General features: G+C 40.6%; 17 protein-coding genes. 4 read left to right on the top strand and 13 right to left on the bottom strand.

Annotated elements, in window-relative coordinates; genetic code table 11:
• Positions 1-7: 7 nt before the first annotated feature.
• Positions 8-337, bottom strand: coding sequence for a translation initiation factor (locus FLM54_RS05055; RefSeq protein WP_008114484.1), 330 nt, complete (start codon positions 335-337; stop codon positions 8-10).
• 248 nt (positions 338-585) lie between these two features.
• Between FLM54_RS05055 and FLM54_RS05060 the strand changes: the two genes are divergently transcribed.
• A complete protein-coding gene (locus tag FLM54_RS05060) occupies positions 586-1,245 on the top strand; it encodes a GAF domain-containing protein (RefSeq protein ID WP_138606277.1) in 660 nt (219 codons plus the stop codon).
• Between the two features lie 78 nt (positions 1,246-1,323).
• A complete protein-coding gene (locus tag FLM54_RS05065) occupies positions 1,324-2,514 on the top strand; it encodes an amino acid aminotransferase (protein WP_138606275.1) in 1,191 nt (396 codons plus the stop codon).
• A 76-nt stretch (positions 2,515-2,590) separates the two neighbouring features.
• On the opposite strand, the gene FLM54_RS05070 is transcribed toward FLM54_RS05065, so the two are convergent.
• Genes FLM54_RS05070 through FLM54_RS05105 form a run of 8 tightly spaced genes read right to left on the bottom strand, consistent with a single transcriptional unit; the run spans position 2,591 to position 10,807 of the window.
• On the bottom strand, positions 2,591-3,343 hold the full coding sequence (locus FLM54_RS05070) for a DUF3379 family protein (RefSeq protein ID WP_138606273.1): 753 nt from the start codon (positions 3,341-3,343) through the stop codon (positions 2,591-2,593).
• Positions 3,343-3,900 (bottom strand): sigma-70 family RNA polymerase sigma factor, encoded by a 558-nt coding sequence (locus FLM54_RS05075; RefSeq protein ID WP_036933611.1) that lies wholly within the window; start codon positions 3,898-3,900, stop codon positions 3,343-3,345. The genes FLM54_RS05070 and FLM54_RS05075 overlap by 1 nt, the downstream gene beginning before the upstream one ends.
• Positions 3,901-3,953: 53 nt before the next feature.
• The gene (locus tag FLM54_RS05080) at positions 3,954-5,597 is read right to left on the bottom strand and encodes a BatD family protein (protein WP_178955550.1); all 1,644 of its coding nucleotides are present in this window, start codon (positions 5,595-5,597) and stop codon (positions 3,954-3,956) included.
• Positions 5,591-7,489 (bottom strand): VWA domain-containing protein, encoded by a 1,899-nt coding sequence (locus tag FLM54_RS05085; protein ID WP_178955552.1) that lies wholly within the window; start codon positions 7,487-7,489, stop codon positions 5,591-5,593. The genes FLM54_RS05080 and FLM54_RS05085 overlap by 7 nt, the downstream gene beginning before the upstream one ends.
• The gene (locus FLM54_RS05090; RefSeq protein WP_055011727.1) at positions 7,489-8,472 is read right to left on the bottom strand and encodes a vWA domain-containing protein; all 984 of its coding nucleotides are present in this window, start codon (positions 8,470-8,472) and stop codon (positions 7,489-7,491) included. The genes FLM54_RS05085 and FLM54_RS05090 overlap by 1 nt, the downstream gene beginning before the upstream one ends.
• Positions 8,465-8,899: a DUF4381 domain-containing protein gene (locus FLM54_RS05095; RefSeq protein ID WP_010391338.1), complete on the bottom strand. Its 435-nt coding sequence runs from the start codon at positions 8,897-8,899 to the stop codon at positions 8,465-8,467. The genes FLM54_RS05090 and FLM54_RS05095 overlap by 8 nt, the downstream gene beginning before the upstream one ends.
• Positions 8,900-8,902: 3 nt before the next feature.
• Complete coding sequence (locus FLM54_RS05100) at positions 8,903-9,847, bottom strand: DUF58 domain-containing protein (protein ID WP_054202133.1); 945 nt, start codon at positions 9,845-9,847, stop codon at positions 8,903-8,905.
• A 3-nt stretch (positions 9,848-9,850) separates the two neighbouring features.
• Positions 9,851-10,807, bottom strand: a complete 957-nt coding sequence (locus FLM54_RS05105) for a MoxR family ATPase (RefSeq protein WP_178955554.1) — start codon at positions 10,805-10,807, stop codon at positions 9,851-9,853.
• Positions 10,808-11,136: 329 nt separating this feature from the next.
• Here FLM54_RS05105 and fadI point away from each other — a divergent pair, with 329 nt between their 5' ends.
• Both fadI and fadJ read left to right on the top strand, forming a co-directional pair.
• Positions 11,137-12,447, top strand: a complete 1,311-nt coding sequence (gene fadI / locus FLM54_RS05110) for an acetyl-CoA C-acyltransferase FadI (protein ID WP_010391348.1) — start codon at positions 11,137-11,139, stop codon at positions 12,445-12,447.
• Complete coding sequence (fadJ, locus tag FLM54_RS05115; RefSeq protein ID WP_178955556.1) at positions 12,447-14,639, top strand: fatty acid oxidation complex subunit alpha FadJ; 2,193 nt, start codon at positions 12,447-12,449, stop codon at positions 14,637-14,639. Before fadI ends, fadJ begins: the two co-directional genes overlap by 1 nt.
• Positions 14,640-14,725: 86 nt before the next feature.
• On the opposite strand, the gene FLM54_RS05120 is transcribed toward fadJ, so the two are convergent.
• The 4 genes from FLM54_RS05120 to FLM54_RS05135 all read right to left on the bottom strand — a co-directional run bounded on the left by FLM54_RS05120 (position 14,726) and on the right by FLM54_RS05135 (position 17,660).
• A complete protein-coding gene (locus FLM54_RS05120) occupies positions 14,726-15,112 on the bottom strand; it encodes an MmcQ/YjbR family DNA-binding protein (protein ID WP_054202136.1) in 387 nt (128 codons plus the stop codon).
• Between the two features lie 182 nt (positions 15,113-15,294).
• Positions 15,295-16,092: a hypothetical protein gene (locus FLM54_RS05125; RefSeq protein WP_178955558.1), complete on the bottom strand. Its 798-nt coding sequence runs from the start codon at positions 16,090-16,092 to the stop codon at positions 15,295-15,297.
• A gap of 89 nt (positions 16,093-16,181) precedes the next feature.
• Positions 16,182-17,087: a phytanoyl-CoA dioxygenase family protein gene (locus tag FLM54_RS05130; RefSeq protein WP_178955560.1), complete on the bottom strand. Its 906-nt coding sequence runs from the start codon at positions 17,085-17,087 to the stop codon at positions 16,182-16,184.
• A 51-nt stretch (positions 17,088-17,138) separates the two neighbouring features.
• Complete coding sequence (locus tag FLM54_RS05135) at positions 17,139-17,660, bottom strand: hypothetical protein (RefSeq protein ID WP_138606259.1); 522 nt, start codon at positions 17,658-17,660, stop codon at positions 17,139-17,141.
• Between the last annotated feature and the right edge of the window lie 117 nt (positions 17,661-17,777).

The following is a 17,777-nucleotide window of genomic DNA, read 5'->3' on the forward strand; positions in this document are numbered from 1 at the left end:
TTGCGGGTTAACCACCCGCAATTTTTACTTTAAATTTTAATCCTTCTAAAATCGCTTTTAATTTGTCGCGATCATCACCTTGTACTTCAATAACACCTTCTTTTACTGCGCCCCCTTGGCCCATCTTACTTTTTATTGTTTTTGCTAACTTTTTCAAATCATGCTGTTGTGGATCAAGACCAACAACCAGCATTACACCTTTACCTTTTCGGCCTTTGGTTTGACGTTCTATGCGAATTGACCCGTCTTTAAATAGTTTTACATCCAGTTCTTTTTCTGGCTTTGGCTGATCAATTCGCCCTGTTGCTGTTGAATACACTAAGTGACTATCACTCATAATTAACCTACTTAAGATTGAATATAATAATGCGGCAAATAATAACAAATTTGTGAAGCAAAGGCGTAATTTTTGCACCTAAGCTGAACACCTTTTAATGCCCCCAAAGATAAAGCAACCAGTTTAAATACCGCAATTATATCTATGAATAAAAGTGTTTAAAGATTTTAAAAAAGCACTTTAAATTGGCTAGCACTATAAAAACATCCATGCTACTATTTCGGCATTATAGATGTATGGACGTCCAAATGGTTAATTCTTACTTAGAGTATGCTCAACTTAATGTTGAGCCACAGTTAATTCACGCTGAGCTAGAAAAGCTTGAGCAATACCTAAATAAAAATGCTGCACCAGCCGTGCGTTGGGAATATCAAATTCCTGAGCTAGGTGAAGGTGGGGCATGTAGTTTATTTGGTTACCTACAGGATGAGCCGTTTAAACTAAGCGATTATGTCAGCCAAAGTACGCAAACAACTGAAAAATTAGCGCAACTTCAATTGATTGTTGACTACGTCATTGAAAACACAAAGCTTGATTGGTACGGCATTTATCAGAATACCCACACCAATGAAGGGGAGCAGTTATTAAAGCTGGCTTATTTTGGTGCGCCGAGTCGTCCTTTATTTCCGCTTACTGCTGAATTTGCGACTGCCAGCAATAACGTTCAAGTAGCGCTTAGTGGTAAAGGGCGCGTTATTAATAATGTTGAGCAGTATTTAGCGGCAGGCGGTGAATATTACACCTGTGATCCGAAAGTAAAAGCAGAAGCCTGTTTACCGCTATTTAATGCACAACATCAGTGTATAGGTATTGTTGATGGTGAAGCCTTCAGCACTGATTTTTTTGATAAAGCGACGCTCGCGTTATTAATTGCGTGCTGCATTAAAATTCCTCACTTTTTAGTGTAAATAACACTAGTCAATCTAGTGAGTTTTTATGTTAAGCTTATCGCAACAGCTAACCCCTAAATAACGAAGAGATAGCCAATGTTCTCAGTATTAAAACCATTACCAACAGACCCTATTCTTGGCCTTATGGCGGCCTACAAGCAAGATACTAACCCAAATAAGATTGACTTAGGGGTTGGTGTATATAAAGACGAGCAGGGGAATACCCCAGTATTAAAGTCAGTAAAAAAAGCAGAAGCATTTCGTTTAGAAAATGAAATGAGCAAATCTTACATTGGTCTTGCTGGTAATTTAGATTACTGTCAACAAATGGAAAATCTTCTACTAGGTGAACACCCTGCATTATTAGCTAACCGCGTACGCACAGCACAAGCTCCTGGCGGTACTGGTGCACTTCGTGTTGCTGCAGAATTCATTGTACGTTGTAATCCAGATGCAACTGTATGGGTAACCAATCCAACGTGGGCAAACCACATTAGCTTATTTGAAGCTGCAGGCTTAACGGTAAAAGAATACCCATACTACGATTACGAAAACAAAGATTTATTGTTTGATGAAATGGTTGAAACACTAACACAGGTGCCTAAGGGCGATGTGGTGTTATTACATGCATGTTGTCACAACCCAAGTGGTATGGATTTAAACGAAACACAATGGAATACTATTGCTGAACTTGCAAAAGATGTGGGTTTTACGCCATTAATTGATATTGCATATCAAGGTTTTGGCTCTTCTTTAGAAGAAGATGCGAATGGTTTACGTATTTTAGCCAATGCGGTTGAAGAGTTGATCATTTGTTCATCATGTTCTAAAAACTTCGGCTTATACCGTGAGCGTATTGGTGCCTGTTCAATCATTGCAAAAGACAGTGCAACAGCTGATATTTCAAACTCGGTGTTATTAAGTGTGGTACGTAGCATTTATTCTATGCCGCCAGCGCACGGTGCAGACATTGTAAACACTATTTTAAGCAGCACAGAATTAACGCAGCTATGGCACAGTGAACTTGATGAAATGCGTAACCGTATTAATGGTTTACGTAGTTTAATTAAAGACAGCCTGGCAGCAAAAGATATTGCTCAGGACTTCTCGTTTATTGACCGCCAACACGGTATGTTCTCTTTCTTAGGTATTAATAAAGAGCAAATCGAGCGCCTACAAAAAGAATACGGTATTTACATTGTCGGTTCTAGCCGTGTTAACGTAGCAGGTATTAGCCAAGCAAATATCAACTACTTTGCTAACGCAGTTGCTGATGTTTGTAAGTAATCAGTAAGAAGCTTTGGCTTTTAAATAATAAAAAAACCGCACACTCGTTGCGGTTTTTTATTGTTTCTATAATGGCTTAAAGCCAGCGAATAGCACCTGAAATACGTTCATTATACATATCAACTGGTGAGCCAAGGCTTGCAATTAGCACGGTATCGGCCTGTTTGCCACGATTTATATGGCCAGCATAGCGAGAGTCATTAAAATCATCAGAGCCAATTTCAAAAATTTGGTTATCGCTTGGCACAATAAACACGGTCATAGGCCCAAAGTCAGACTCAAACACTAAATGTAAGCCTCTCTCACCTTGAAAATCGCAAAAGGTAACGTAAGTGACTTTACCAGGCAAATCACTAATTTGACCGCCAAGTAAAGCCAGCTTTTCATTAACAGCTTGTATGCTAATTGGTTGAGTCTTATTTAATGCATAAATTTCATGGTAAACATGAGCTAGTGCATGCTCACCAGCCGTTTGATTAATGCTTTGCTCTTCGCTAAACATAAACGCACTGACTGCAATCACAAATGAAGCCGCTAAGGCCAAATGTACTCGGTCAAACTTAAACCATGAGCGTGCACTAACCACGTTATCCTTTTGCTCAAGTTCATCTGTTCTGGCTTTTTCTTTTAACGAGGTATTTAAAATAATTCGTTCAGCAAGATTGTCAGGCACAGGGATTTCAAGCGCATTGTCGAGTTGTTTATCGAATGCTTTGCTTTCATTCAAAAATTGTTGTCTGTCGGCACTGCTGTTTGCAAATTCCTGTAGCTCTTTGTCCAGCTCATTTGGCTGCGCAATTGTGCGGCGACGAAACTCAAGTTCATCCATTATTTTGATGCTCCTTTAAGTTGTTCATCATCACGGCTTAATGCCTCTTTAAGTTGATTTTTTGCTCGAAATAAACGTGTCATGACCGTATTTTTATTTAAGTTAAGAATGTCTGCAATTTCATCTCCGGTGCAGCCCATTACCACCTGTAGCAACAGCGGCTCTTTGTATTCATCAGCCAATAAAGAAATTTGTCGCTGGATAACGGTTTGTTCCATTGCTGTATCTAAGCTATGGCTGGTTTGATCCACTAGTGTGTCGTTATCTACATCACTGTAATCAAATTGCTTGCGCTCAAAGCGTCTGGCATTCTCACGCCTTAAAATGGTCAGCAACCATGGCTTAGCTGCTTTTTGGTCGAGTAACGAATCAAGCGAGCGCCATGCACGTAAAAAGGTTTCTTGCACTAAGTCATCCGCAATAGTCGGGTCGTTACATAACCAGTAAGCAAAGCGATAGAGTTCCTTGTGATAAACATGAACCAAGGCTTCGTAGCGTTGTTGTTTTTCAGCCATATTTATTAAGACCCGATCATTCGATTTTTTATTTCCAAACATAAGTACTTTTTAATTAAAATTATTATAGGCCAAAAAAGTAACTAAGATTCTTATTAAGAATATAGCTCTTTTAACGCAGATGATGACTTAGCTGTGTGCGATTGATGTTTTTTTAATAAACTAACAATCGCTTCTAAATCAGTGCTGGCCGATTGGTTACCGTACAACTGTGCTTGTAAATTATTTACCTGCGCAGTGAACTGCGAGTTGTTTATCATAGCGCATAAATGGGTGAGAGCTCCTACCTTTTTATCTGTTCGAGTTAGCGCGTATAGATTAAGTGCATCGTAAAATGCTTTATTATCACGGCTTTTAGCAAGTATTTGCAGTGTTTTTAATTCTGCTTGCTGATTGCCTCTATGATTTGCTTGCGCCGTTTGTTGCGCTTCTTTAGCTGAGCGTTTTATAAAGTAAAGAACCAGGGTCACAATCCATAATACGTAACCTAATACGGCTACAATAATAAGCCATAGAGGCGTACTAGTATGGCGTTGCACGCTGAGCGCTTGCTGCGTTGGCTCTGCATCCGTGTTGTTTAAATTACTTTCAACGGGAGGGCTCAGCGAGTTTGCTGGTGCTGTGGTGCTTGGTGTTACCGTAATTGTGCGCTCTGGTAAAGTTGCGTAACTAATTCGGTTCATTTTGGTGTTATACCAAGGCAGGGTAATTTCAGGCAATGTATAGGTGCCTGGGGTTTGTGGAAGTAGCGCAAATGAGGCGCTTTGCTGTGATACCACTCGACCATCGCGCACTGCATTATTAGTTTCTTTTTCATCCGGGTAGCTGCGAATACCATCAATAGTAGGCATATCAATTTCGGGTAGTTGCTCTTTAGTCACCCCTAAGGCGGTAAGCATAATAGTGCGTGTTATTGGCGTGCCGGCTTCAACGGTATTATCGTCTGGTTGCCATTGCTCGGTTAGACTTACTAATTCACTGGGTAACCAATCACCTTGATAATTCTCAGGGATGGGTTTGATTTCGATCTGTTGTTCATCGCCAAGTGCCGACACCTCTAGTTGGCGATAGTTTTGTTGAACACGCCCTTGAAAAACAGGTGCTTCAATGATGTATGCACCACTTTTTTGCGGCTGAATTAAATAATTACGAGTGATCACTAAATAACGTTTACCGTTAACCAGTTCATAATCTTCACTTTGCTTACCTAGCTGGGTGAGTTGAGCATCTTCCATGCTTGGTGTGCTTAAGCTGCCATCAAGTAGCTCTTTAGCTAAGTAAAGTTTAATGGTGTAAACGCCAGCCTCTTGCACAAATAAGCTGTTATTTGTAAGCGAGCTTTTTAAAAATATATCATCATTTTTGCCCGCATCGCTGCTTCGCTCTTTAACCGACAAGTTTATCGGTTGAGAGCTGAGCCCTGCAACACTAAAAGAAGGAATTGTGTATTCGCCAGCTTTGCGAGTCATTAACTTAACAGACCACGATGTTTGTTTTTTAATGCTGCCGTTAATAATGTTGGTGCGGCTACTTAAGCTCATAGGGCCGACTACGAAATCCTTTAACAGCGCTGAAGTATCGGGTTGTTGCCCTTTGATTGAATCATCAACGCTAATATTGAGCATAAAAAACTCACCCGCCAGTACCGGGTTTTTATCAACGCTTGCCTCTAATGAAGTGGCGGCCATTAATGGCATGGCAGTTAATAGCAATAAACAGCAAAATAATCGCATTACCATGATTTTTCTACTCCTGTTGGACGGCGTTGATATTGTCTTTTTTGGGCTTCTAATTGCATTTTGTTTCTTAATAAAATAGCGGGATCGTCGGGCACTTTTCTTAGTAACTGATTTAGTTGCTGTGCTTTCTCTTTTTCTTCATTAGTAAGTTCAGCCGCCTGTGCCTGCATAGCTTGTTGTTGTGCTTGCTGCTTTTGCTCATCAGATGGCGGTTGCTCATTCATTTGATTGGGTTGACTCTGTTGCTCGTCTTGCTGAGGCTTACTATCGTCGTCTTTGTTCTCGTCTTGCTGGTTTTGTGATTGAGCTTGCATGTCAGGCTGATTTTGCTCATCTGACTGCTCGCCAGATTGGCTTTGTTGATCTTTTGATTGCTCCGAGGGTTCACTCGATTGCTGCTCTTCACTGTTTTGGCTGTCATCTTCGCTTTTATCTGCGTTATTTTTATCGCCATTTTTTTGCTGATCTTGTTTTGATTTATCTGCACCATCTTGACTTTGCTCATCTTGATTTTGCGAATCATTTCCTTGTTGGTTTTCCTGGTCTTGCTGTTGCTTAAGTAACTGCTCAACTAACGCTTGGTTATCGGCTGCTTGGGTAAAATCAGACTGTAGTGATTGCGCTTGTTTGTAAGCGTTTATAGCAGCATCTAATTGTCCGGCTTTAGCCAGTGTATTACCGTAATTGTAATAACCAGTGGCTGATTTATCTTGACTAAATTCGTTCAGAGCGCTTTCAAACTGACCTTGCTGATACAATGCAGCGCCTTTGAGAGCGCTGGACTTCGCTTGCGCTGCTTGTTGATACTCTTGGTTGTTGTAAGCTTCTAATGCACGCTGATCGGTATTTTTAAATAGTGTTGGTAACTCTACTGCATGAGCATTTTGCTGAGGTATAAAGCTTAGCAATAGCACCGCACCAATAAACGCAGAGCGTCTAAATAAGTATAGAGCTAAGGGCAGTAAAATAAGCAAGCCATAAATGCCAGCATCGATTCGCCACAAGGCTAAATTGGGTTTTTCACTTTTTAGTATTTCACTGTTTGCTTGCGGTGAAAAAATGGCAATATCACTATTGCTTGGTTGATAATTAGCGTACTGGCCGCCACTATTTTTTGCTAGTCCTTTAAGTAAAGAACCATTGAGTGTGGGCACTACAATTTGGCCGTAACTATCTTTTAAAAATCCGCCTTCAGGTAACTTTATTGGTGCACCTTGCTCAGTGCCAATACCGTAAATATTTAGTCGATACTGGCTACTGTTAGTAAAACCACTTATATCACTTTGCTGTTGTTGTTCAATACCATCGGTGATCAAAATAATATCACCATCTAGGTAGCCTGCTTGAGTGAGCAGCTCTTGTGCCATGTCTAAACCTGCCAGCACGTTTGAGCCTTTATCAGGCATAATTTCAGGGCTTAAGCTAGGAATAAGGTTGGCGAGGGTGGTTGCATCATTGGTCAGTGGAGAAATGGTATAGGCAGTGCCTGCGTAGGCTACTAATGCAGTATCACCTTCTTTAAATAACTCAATCATATCGAGGGCTTTAAAGCGAGATTGCATTAATCTATTAGGAGCAATGTCGGTGCTATACATAGAGTACGACATATCCATTACAATAACGCGGGCACTTTTGCTTTGAAATACAGGGACTTGTTTTTCCTCAAAACTTGGGCCTGCACTAAATATAATGGCTAAACTGCAAAATAACGCAACTAGCCACAGCGGCTGACGAGCCTGATTATTTGATTCACTCATAACAAATTGTGCTAAATGTGGCGCAATAAGTGGCGCCGATTGGGCTTTTTTCTCTTTAAGCATGGCAATAAAAAACAGCCCTAGCGCAGGGAGTAGCAGCCATAAAATAGCGGGGCGAATAAATTCAAAATCCATTAGCTTGGCTCCTTCAATGCACGTACTGTTTTTAAAAATGCCATTGCACTTATTAATAGAATGGCCAGTAATAACGGATAATAAAACAAGGCTGTTTGCGGGCGAAAGGTTTGCTCATCGGCACTAATTGGCTCGAGTTTATCAAGCTCTGCATAGATTTGTTGCAGCCCAGCGACATCTTTGGCTCTAAAGTACAGACCTCCGGTTTGCTCGGCAATATTTTTCAGTAAGCTCTCATCTAAATTACTTCCTCCAGAGCCCATATTAAATAAACTAAAACCACGTGGGTTATCAGAGCCGACTCCGATGGTGTACACTTTTATGCCTTCTTCACGAGCCAGTAATAGGGCATCTTCGGGGTCAAGGTTTCCTGCGGTGTTTTGTCCATCTGTTAGTAACACCACAATGCGATTACTTTCTTTTTTACTAGCAAAGCGTTTAACCGATAAACCTAAAGCGTCACCAATAGCCGTGGCACGTCCTACTAAACCTATTTGTGCTTCAGTAAGCATTTTGCTGACGGTTTTTACATCACGGGTGAGAGGTGTTTGCAAAAACGCGGTATCACCAAACAATATTAGCCCAAGTCTGTCGCCTTGACGCTGCTCTATAAAATCGCTAAGCACTGCTTTAACCATAGTTAAACGGTCAACATATTGGCCATTATAAGCCATGTCTTGTTCTGTCATTGAGCCCGATAAATCCACAGCGAGCATAATGTCGCGACCTTCATTAGGCAGCGATATAGGCTCATCTAACCAAGTAGGGTTAGCCGATGCTGTTACTAATAATGCCCATAGCAACCATTCAAGAGTGTTTAACTTACGTGCACTGGGCTCTACATGTTGATTATTTAAATTATGCGATGCAAAACTTGGGATGCGTAAACGTGTCGTTGCATTACTTGCTGCGGGTTTTAATAGCAGTAACGTTAAAGGAAGCGGCAGTAATAAAAACAGCCATGGCCAGCTAAATTCAAACATGCAGTGGCTCCTTTAGCTTAAATTGTTTAATAGCTTGGCGAAACTTATCACTGAGTGCCGGTGGTGTTTGTGCTGTGCTATATAGGCTTGAAATTTCATCTTCATTAAAACCAATTGCAGCAAGTTGACTTAGGGTTTTACACCAGTTAGCTGTGGATTGCGCTGCTAAGCGTGGATCGTAATAGGTGATCACTAAACGCTTTAAAATAATATGCAATTGCTGCGCTGATTGTTGTTGATTAGCTAATTTAATCGCATTACGTTTTGGTTTTTTAAATTGATAGTTTTTGTACATAATTATAATTAAGCCACACACTAAGCACAGTGCAATGCTAATAACTACCCACCAAGCAGGGGCTAACGGCCACCAGTCAACGTGAGAGGGAGCAATAATATCGTGAAGGCCATCAAGTGGAGAGGTTTGCATGATTTATCTTCTCACTAATTGCAGTTCCAGCGCAGTGGCTGCATCGAATGATAATAGGTTAAGCCCAGATTTTGTTAAACGATTAATACGCGCGCTAAATGCTTGCTCGGCATTTTTGGCAAATCGTTCTCTAAAACTGTTATCCATCAAAGGGAGGGCAAACTGCTGATTATTAGCACTTACCGTAACCGCTTGTTGGAAAGCAGGTAACTTATGCTCGAAGGGGTCGCTAATATGGCAGCCTATCAATTCACAGTGCCGAGCAAGTAATTCGAGTTGTTTAAAGCTGGCGTCATCTAAGGCGTTAAAATCGGATACGATATAAACCAAACTACCGGGTTTAGCTAAGTGATTTAAACGCTTAAGGTTGTCACTAAAGTTATTACTGGCAGGTTTATCAATATTTTCAAGTGCCTGCTGATGGGCGTCGCATAAATTATGACACAGCTTTAACACGGCCTTTTCACGGGCACTAGGTTTAAGCTCTAAATGCGAGTGCTGATTAAACACAACACCGCCAATTCTATCGCCACGTTGGCAAGCAGACCACGCAACCAAGGCACTAATATGTGCAGCTTGCACCGACTTTAATAATAATTGAGAGCCAAATAACATGGAGTTTGAAAAGTCAGTAAATACAAATACCGGGCGTTCTTTTTCTTCTTGAAAAAGTTTGGTGTGGGTTTCACCGGTACGAGCCGTGACCCGCCAATCAATAGAGCGTATGTCATCACCGTGTTGGTAATGGCGCACTTCGGCAAACTCCATGCCACGGCCTTTATGCGGCGCTAGATATTGCCCCGCTAAGGTATTTTTTATTCTAACTTTAGGTGCCAGCTCAAGCAGTTGCGCTTTTGCTTTATAATACATCAGCTCTTTAAGCGATAAATTAACACCATGGCTATGACTTAATTTAAGCCATGCCTGAGAATCAAAGTGTGTTTGCATAACTTAAGGTACAGCAACTAGTTCAACAATACGGCTAATAACCTGCTCTTTTGTAATACCATCGGCCTGTGCTTCGTAACTTAAAATAATACGATGGCGTAATACATTATGTACCACAGCTTGAATATCGTCAGGCGATACAAAATCACGACCACTTAACCACGCATGAGCTCTGGCACATTTATCCAAAGCAATGGTGGCACGTGGGCTGGCGCCGTACTCAATCCAGCGGCCAAGTTGCTCATCTAAGTTTGCGCCTTCTCGAGTAGCAATAATCAACTGAACTAAGTATTGCTCTAGTGGCTCTGCTAAATACAGACCCAAAATCGCTTTTCTAGCGGCAAACAACTCTGCTTGCGAAATTTGCTCAAGCACTGGAACTTCATCATTAAGTGCTTCACCACGGGTTAGGCGTAAAATATCAAGTTCGTGCTCAGCCCCTGGATAATTAATACTTAAATGTAATAAAAAGCGGTCTAATTGCGCTTCAGGCAGTGGGTAGGTTCCTTCTTGCTCAAGCGGGTTTTGCGTTGCCATCACTAAAAATAGGTCACTAAGTGGGTACGTATTTTTGCCCACAGTAACTTGGCGCTCTGCCATTGCTTCTAATAAAGCCGATTGTACTTTCGCTGGTGCTCGGTTTATTTCATCCGCTAATATGAGGTTATGAAATAAAGGGCCTTTTTCAAACACAAACTCACTGGTTTGTTGACGATAAATATCAGTACCAGTTACATCGGCTGGTAACAAGTCTGGGGTAAACTGAACACGCTGAAACGAGCCTTCAATACCTTTTGCTAAAGCATTAACCGCTCGCGTTTTTGCAAGCCCCGGAGGGCCTTCAACAAGTAAATGACCATCGGCTAATATAGCAATTAAGAGTGCTTGAGTGAGCGCTGGCTGGCCAATAATTTGGGTGTCTAAATACGTTTTTAAGTTTGAAAATGCGTTAGCTGCCATAATAAGTGGACTGTCCTCGTCAGCTTAAATAATACCTAAAGTGGTTAGGTAACAAATACTGAGCTAGTTATAAGGTTTATAAGTGGATAACTCAAGAGTTAGACTGATTTTTTGAAAATAGTTCGTTATTTTTTAACGCTTTTTAGCCTAACACAAAACTTTGTAAAACCTGCTAAAAAAGCCTATTGTATTACCCTTACACAATGTATGTAGTGATTTACAATGGCGCTTTATGATTAATTTACGTTTATCTATTGGCTTTATCACACGGGTTGTTTAGAATCGAGGAAAACATACAGGTCTGACCTGTCAGCGGGAGAGAATAATAAATGTCTGAGCAAAACATACTTAAAACACCAAAAGGCGACCGTATTGCCATTGTAAGCGGCCTACGTACTCCTTTTGCTAAGCAAGCAACTGCGTTTCACCATGTACCAGCATTGGATATGGGTAAGCTAGTAGTTAATGAAATGCTTGAGCGATTAAATTTCGACAAGTCAGAAATCGATCAACTGGTTTTTGGTCAAGTAGTACAAATGCCAGAAGCGCCAAATATTGCACGTGAAATTGTATTAGGTACAGGTATGCCAGTGGGCGTTGATGCATATTCAGTGTCACGTGCGTGTGCAACTAGCTTTCAAGCAATTGCAAATGTTGCCGAATCTATTATGGCAGGCTCTGTAAACGTGGGTATTGCTGGTGGTGCCGATTCATCGTCTGTATTGCCAATTGGTGTAAGTAAAAAATTAGCCGGCAGTTTAGTCGATTTAAACAAAGCCCGTACGCTTGGTCAGCGTTTAAAAATATTCTCAAAACTACGTTTAAAAGATTTATTACCAGTGCCGCCAGCGGTTGCTGAGTACTCAACGGGTTTATCAATGGGACAAACAGCTGAGCAAATGGCTAAAACCCATAATATTAGCCGTGAAGATCAAGATGCTTTAGCACATCGTTCTCACTCATTAGCAACTCAAGCTTGGGCCGATGGCAAGTTAAAAGATGAAGTAATGACGGCGCACTTACCGCCTTATAAAAGCTTTATTGAAGAAGATAACAATATTCGTAAAAACTCAACGGTTGAGGGTTATGCCAAGCTTAAACCCGTATTTGACCGTCAGCACGGCTCTGTGACTGCCGCTAATGCAACCCCATTAACCGATGGCGCAGCTGCAGTGTTAATGATGAGTGAAAGCAAAGCAAAAGCATTGGGTTACGAAATATTAGGCTACGTACGCAGTTTTGCGTTTTCAGCCATAGGCGTAGAAAAAGACATGCTAATGGGGCCTGCTCACTCAACGCCAATCGCGCTTGATAGAGCAGGTATTACGCTAGCTGATTTAGATCTTATTGAAATGCATGAAGCGTTTGCATCGCAAACCTTAGCGAATATGAAAATGTTTGCTTCAGATAAATTTGCACAAGAGCACTTAGGGCGTAATAAAGCCATAGGTGAAATTAACATGGATAAGTTTAACGTTAACGGCGGTTCACTCGCTTATGGTCACCCATTTGCGGCAACCGGCGCGCGTTTAATTACACAAAGCTTATACGAGCTTAAGCGTCGTGGCGGTGGTTTAGCGTTAACGACTGCCTGTGCTGCGGGTGGTTTAGGTGCAGCCTTTGTATTGGAGAGTGCGTAATGACAGATTCAGTATTTAATTTAACGGTTGATGATAACAAAATAGCCGTGGTAACCATTGATGTGCCGGGTGAAAAAATGAATACCCTGCGTGACAGCTTTGCTGACGATTTAAAAGCATTATTAGCACAGGCTAAAGAGCATGCTGTTAAGGGGATGGTATTTATTAGTGGCAAAAGTGATAACTTCATTGCCGGTGCCGATGTAAAAATGTTAGACGGTGTTGAAAAACGCGAAGATGCATTAGCTATTAGTGAGTTATGTCATCAAGCATTTTTTGATATGAAAAAACTACCGTATACCACGGTTAGTGCTATACATGGCCCTGCTTTAGGTGGTGGTTTAGAGTTTGCTTTAGCCTGTGATTATCGTGTTGGTACCGATAGTGATTTAACAAAAATTGGCTTACCAGAAGTGCAACTTGGTTTATTACCTGGCGGTGGTGGTACACAACGCTTAACTAAAATCGTGGGCATTCAAAAAGCCCTTGAGTGGATGCTAACCGGAAAACAAATTCGTCCTAAACAAGCAAAAAAAGCCGGTGTATTGGATGATTGTGTACCACAAAGCGTACTGTTAAAAGTGGCTAAAGAGTTTGCGGCGAAGAAAAAGCCACAAGCTAAAGAGCCTAAACTTGATAAGATCAGTAAGCTATTAGAATCAAACCCGTTTGGTCGTAACTTTATCTTTAAAAAAGCTAAAGAAAACGTACTTAAAAAAACCGGTGGTCATTACCCAGCGCCGCTTGCGATTATTAAAGCGGTTCGTGCAAGCGTAGAGCTTGATGAAATGAAAGCGTATAAAACCGAAGCCGAAGGCTTTGCTACGTTAGTAATGAGTGATGAGTCTAAAGCACTTCGCGGTATTTTCTTTGCAACCACTGAAATGAAAAAAGAATGGCGCAACGATGACGCTCCTGCGATTAGCAAAACTGCTGTGTTAGGTGGCGGATTAATGGGCGCAGGTATTGCCCACGTGAGCGCGGTTAAGGCTAAATTACCGGTACGCATTAAAGATGTGGCAGAGCAGGGCATAAGTAATGCCATGAACTACACTTACAAAATCTTAGATAAACGCCTTAAGCGCCGCATTATGTCAAAAGCTGATATGCAGTTAACCATGAACCGCATTACTGGCACTACGGATTACAGCGGCTTTAAGCACATAGATTTAGTGATAGAAGCAGTATTTGAAGATTTAGAGCTTAAGCAAGGTATGGTTGCTGATGTTGAGCAGCAATGCCAAGCTAATACTATTTTTGCAAGTAATACCTCGTCATTACCTATTTCGCAAATTGCAGCAAAAGCAGAACGCCCTGAAAATGTAATTGGTTTACATTATTTCTCGCCAGTAGAGAAAATGCCACTGGTTGAGATCATTCCTCACGAAGGCACGTCACAAGAAACCATTGCTCGTGTAGTTAACTTTGCACGTAAGCAAGGTAAAACACCAATTGTGGTAAAAGATATGGCTGGTTTTTATGTAAACCGCATTTTAGCGCCATACCTTAATGAAGCGGCGAACTTAATGCTTGCTGGTGAGCCGATTGAAAAAATAGACGCGGCCTTAGTCGAGTTTGGTTTTCCGGTTGGACCGTTGGCACTGCTGGACGAAGTGGGTATTGATATTGGATCTAAAATTGCGCCAATTCTTGAAAAAGAATTGGGTGAGCGCTTTAAAGGGCCTGATGCTTTCTCGCGCATGATTGATTCAAAACGTCTTGGTCGTAAAACAGGGCGCGGTTTTTATGAATACGACAAGAAAGGCAAAAAGGTCGATGAGTCAGTCTATGAGCTACTAGGTGTAACCCCAGCCCCACGTTTAAATAAAAACGAGATTGCTAAGCGCTGTGTTTCACAAATGCTTAATGAAGCGGCTCGTTGTTTAGATGATGGTATTATCGCAGGCCCGCGTGATGGTGATATTGGTGCTATTTTTGGTATTGGTTTCCCACCGTTCTTAGGTGGCCCGTTTAGCTACATGGACAAATTAGGTGCGAGTAAAATAAGCTCTGATATGTCTACACTGGCTAACAGCAATGCCATTTTTGCACCCTGTGAATCACTGGTTGCAATGGCTGATAAAGGCGATAAGTTTTACACTACAGTCACTAAAACAGCTGAAGTTGAGTCAGATCAGTCAGATGATAAATCGACTGATACTCAAAATGAGATGACTGAGCACAAAGATTAATGTTTTAAGTTAACGTAAAAAAGCCGCAAATTATGCGGCTTTTTTTATGTTTGATAATCAGAAAATATAGAGATATATACGCTTATTTACAGTAAGGCTTCAATAGCCTGTTTGTCTTTATCTGGCATGTTGTCGACCACCAAATTAAATGAATTATCAATCATACGCTCAATTTCACCTTGTGGTATTGAGCCGTCTAAAATCACTGTATTCCAAAGGCGTTTATTCATATGATAACCTGGAATCACCGAAGGAAAAATATCTCGTAATGACTGTGCTTCATCAGGGTCGCACTTTAAGTTTAGCCACCAAATAGGTTCGCCGTTTTCATCGGTTTCACCCTCATTGCTCAGTGCAAGGGTGGCGAACATCTTATGGTTTACTTTATATACATCAACATCTTTAGCAAAAGGTTGCGTTAGTTTAACTAACGGTTTGTTCATTAAATAAGTATGTACAGTTTGTTGGTTCATGAGCCATTCCTTGAGGTCATAATCGATATCTTAACCATAGCATTTTTTCATTAGCTTTGTGGCATGAAATATTATTTGAGCTTATTATTTCTTAATTTATAGACTGATATATTGGAAGTTAGTTAAACCAGTAACTATGTTGGAACTGGAAATGTAAATAAAGTTTTTTTGTTAAGCACTGGCTAAACAGATTTAGGCAAAGACAAGTATGCAGTAACAGCAGCATCACGTTTTGTCAGGTCTGTTTGGTACGAGTGTTTACTATACGTAGTGCAATACGAGACAGGCTCTCCGACACTTAATAAAAAATCATTATGGTCGAAATTGCTCAATACTTTTTTCCAGCGCTCTTTGACTTTAACTGGCGCGCAGGGCAAAGAGTCCAAAATACGTTTAGACTCCTCAAAGTTGCTATTAATAGCGACATTGAGCATATCGTCGTTTGCGGCCCCTAGCCAACTTGTACCACTGGTGCCCACACATAAAAGTGGCATATAAGGCGCAAGCGCTGGGCATACATCATTTCTATACACGTCAACCTTCCAATAGCGACGAGCTATTTTTACAAACTGATCAAAATCCTTTATTGATGTAAAGTTTGAGGTAGCTAAGGATAAAATCTCTATTCTAGGTTTATTGGCATTTACGGTGTCGTTAGCAACATCAATATACCAAGGACCAAGTATCAATGCGTTTTGAAAGTACTGATCTTGCAGTGAGCCCCATGCTTTTTGTAAAGAGTTACCTTGTACAATTAGATTTTTTAATAAACTGAGCCCAGATTTTTTAGTGGTAGGTAATTCCGTTTGCAGTAGTGCAAATACCTCATCGCGTATTTCTCTACAGCGGCCAATAGGGTAAGGTTTTTCTGCAAAGTAAGGAATTGATGGTGCAAGTTTTAAATCAGCTAATAAGCGTAAATGAGCTAGATCAGCGCATATCAATGCACGTTGTTTTGGTGTAAAGTGTTCATTAAGCACGTATATTCCTTTGAGTGATTGTTTAATTCTAGTCCTGAAAGGTCATCAGACCCTAATGGAAAATGAATACTTTCAAATTATATGTGATTTTAGCGTAAATCCTTGGGAGTAGGGTAATTTGGATGAACTACATTTTTATGGGCATGAATCGAAGGGATGGGTGCTTCAGGCTTGGCTTTAATGAGCTTAACCAAGGTACTTAAATCGTATTTAGGTTCGCCGTAAAATTCATGCCAAGCTTGCGGAATACTGTTTGGATCTGCCGCTTTAATTACATGTGCCATCCATTGCTTTCTCAGTTCGGCCCACTCCTTAGTTTGTTTTCCACTTTCGGTAATCCCTAAAATTGGCCTTAATTCAACATACAGTGTTCTTCTTGCACCTTGGCTGCGCTTTACTCCTGAACTATGTAAAACCATTATGTCATGAACTATGATGTCACCTGCTTTAGCGGGTTGTTGTACTACATTAGGAATATCCCACCCATATTGATTGGAAAGTTTGTAAATATCTAAAACTTTATGCTGGGTATTTGGTACGTAGCGTAAACAGCCATCTTCTAAAAGAGCGTCATCAAGGTATATACCAATATTTAAATAAGGATATTGCCTAGAATGAGGAGCATCCTGATGCCAGGTAATATGAGGGTGTGGGTACGGGTATTTATAAGCTACATCTAATTGCAAGGGGACTGCGCCATCTCCTACCAATTCTTTATAAACTTCGATGAGTGGTGGGCTAGCTAATAGTTCAATTATTAATTCAGGTGACTCGAATAGTAAGTCGTTATAACGAAAAAGACGAGGCACACCTGAGTCTGTTGAGATACAACATTGATTATTGAGTTGCCCATTGTGAAAATTCTCTAGTGCTAATGCTTCTAATTTATCTGAAAAACGTTGTAATTTTTTAAGTAATGTTATCGAAAGTGCATTTTCAAAGTGAACAAAACCGTTTTTTAGGAAAAAGTCATGTTTATTTGAGGATATTTTCATAAATTAAATTGTCCTTTTTATTTTAAACAAAGTTCATCCATTTTTTGCAAACTATATATTTGGAAGCGTTTCTATCCAGCGACAGTCTCTGATCCACTTGACCATTACAGGGTAACCTTTGTTTGGGCAAGTCATTTGCCATGCTTGTAATAATGGAAACCCAAAACCATTCCCATTTTCAAAAGCATGCTTTAAAGTCTTACTCGCACCTTTATAAGCATCTTTATGAAAGATAATATCTAGTGATAATGACAAATGAATAGCTGCTGCAACAGCCCAAGCTGTCGCAGCCATTTCTTCTGCGTGCATAGCTTGTTTCTCTCTGCCCGCAAGCAAGCCATTCTTATAAAAGTCAGCATCTAATAGGGGCCTAAAAATTGGCTCACAGACAGCAATATGCCCAGCCTCATGAAGGATATCACCAGGATAGAACCCATTGACAAAATCAAGCAATAAAACGCCTTTTTCTAGCTTAAGGCCGGGCAAAAAAGTTCTTTCGTCTAAGGTTTGATACCGGTGCTTTATTCCGATATGAGTAAGAAAGGCGAGAATTTTTTCAATCTCAGTGTCCATGCCACTCCCTGTATTTAGCAATTACAATTGTTGCTTACAATAATATAGCACTCTATTCTAACTAAGTTTAGTCAGCGTTAATAAATCAATTTAAGGTGTTTTGCTTGTCTAAAATCA

The sequence above is a fragment of the Pseudoalteromonas sp. Scap25 genome, assembly GCF_013394125.1.
Taxonomy (GTDB): Bacteria; Pseudomonadota; Gammaproteobacteria; order Enterobacterales; family Alteromonadaceae; genus Pseudoalteromonas.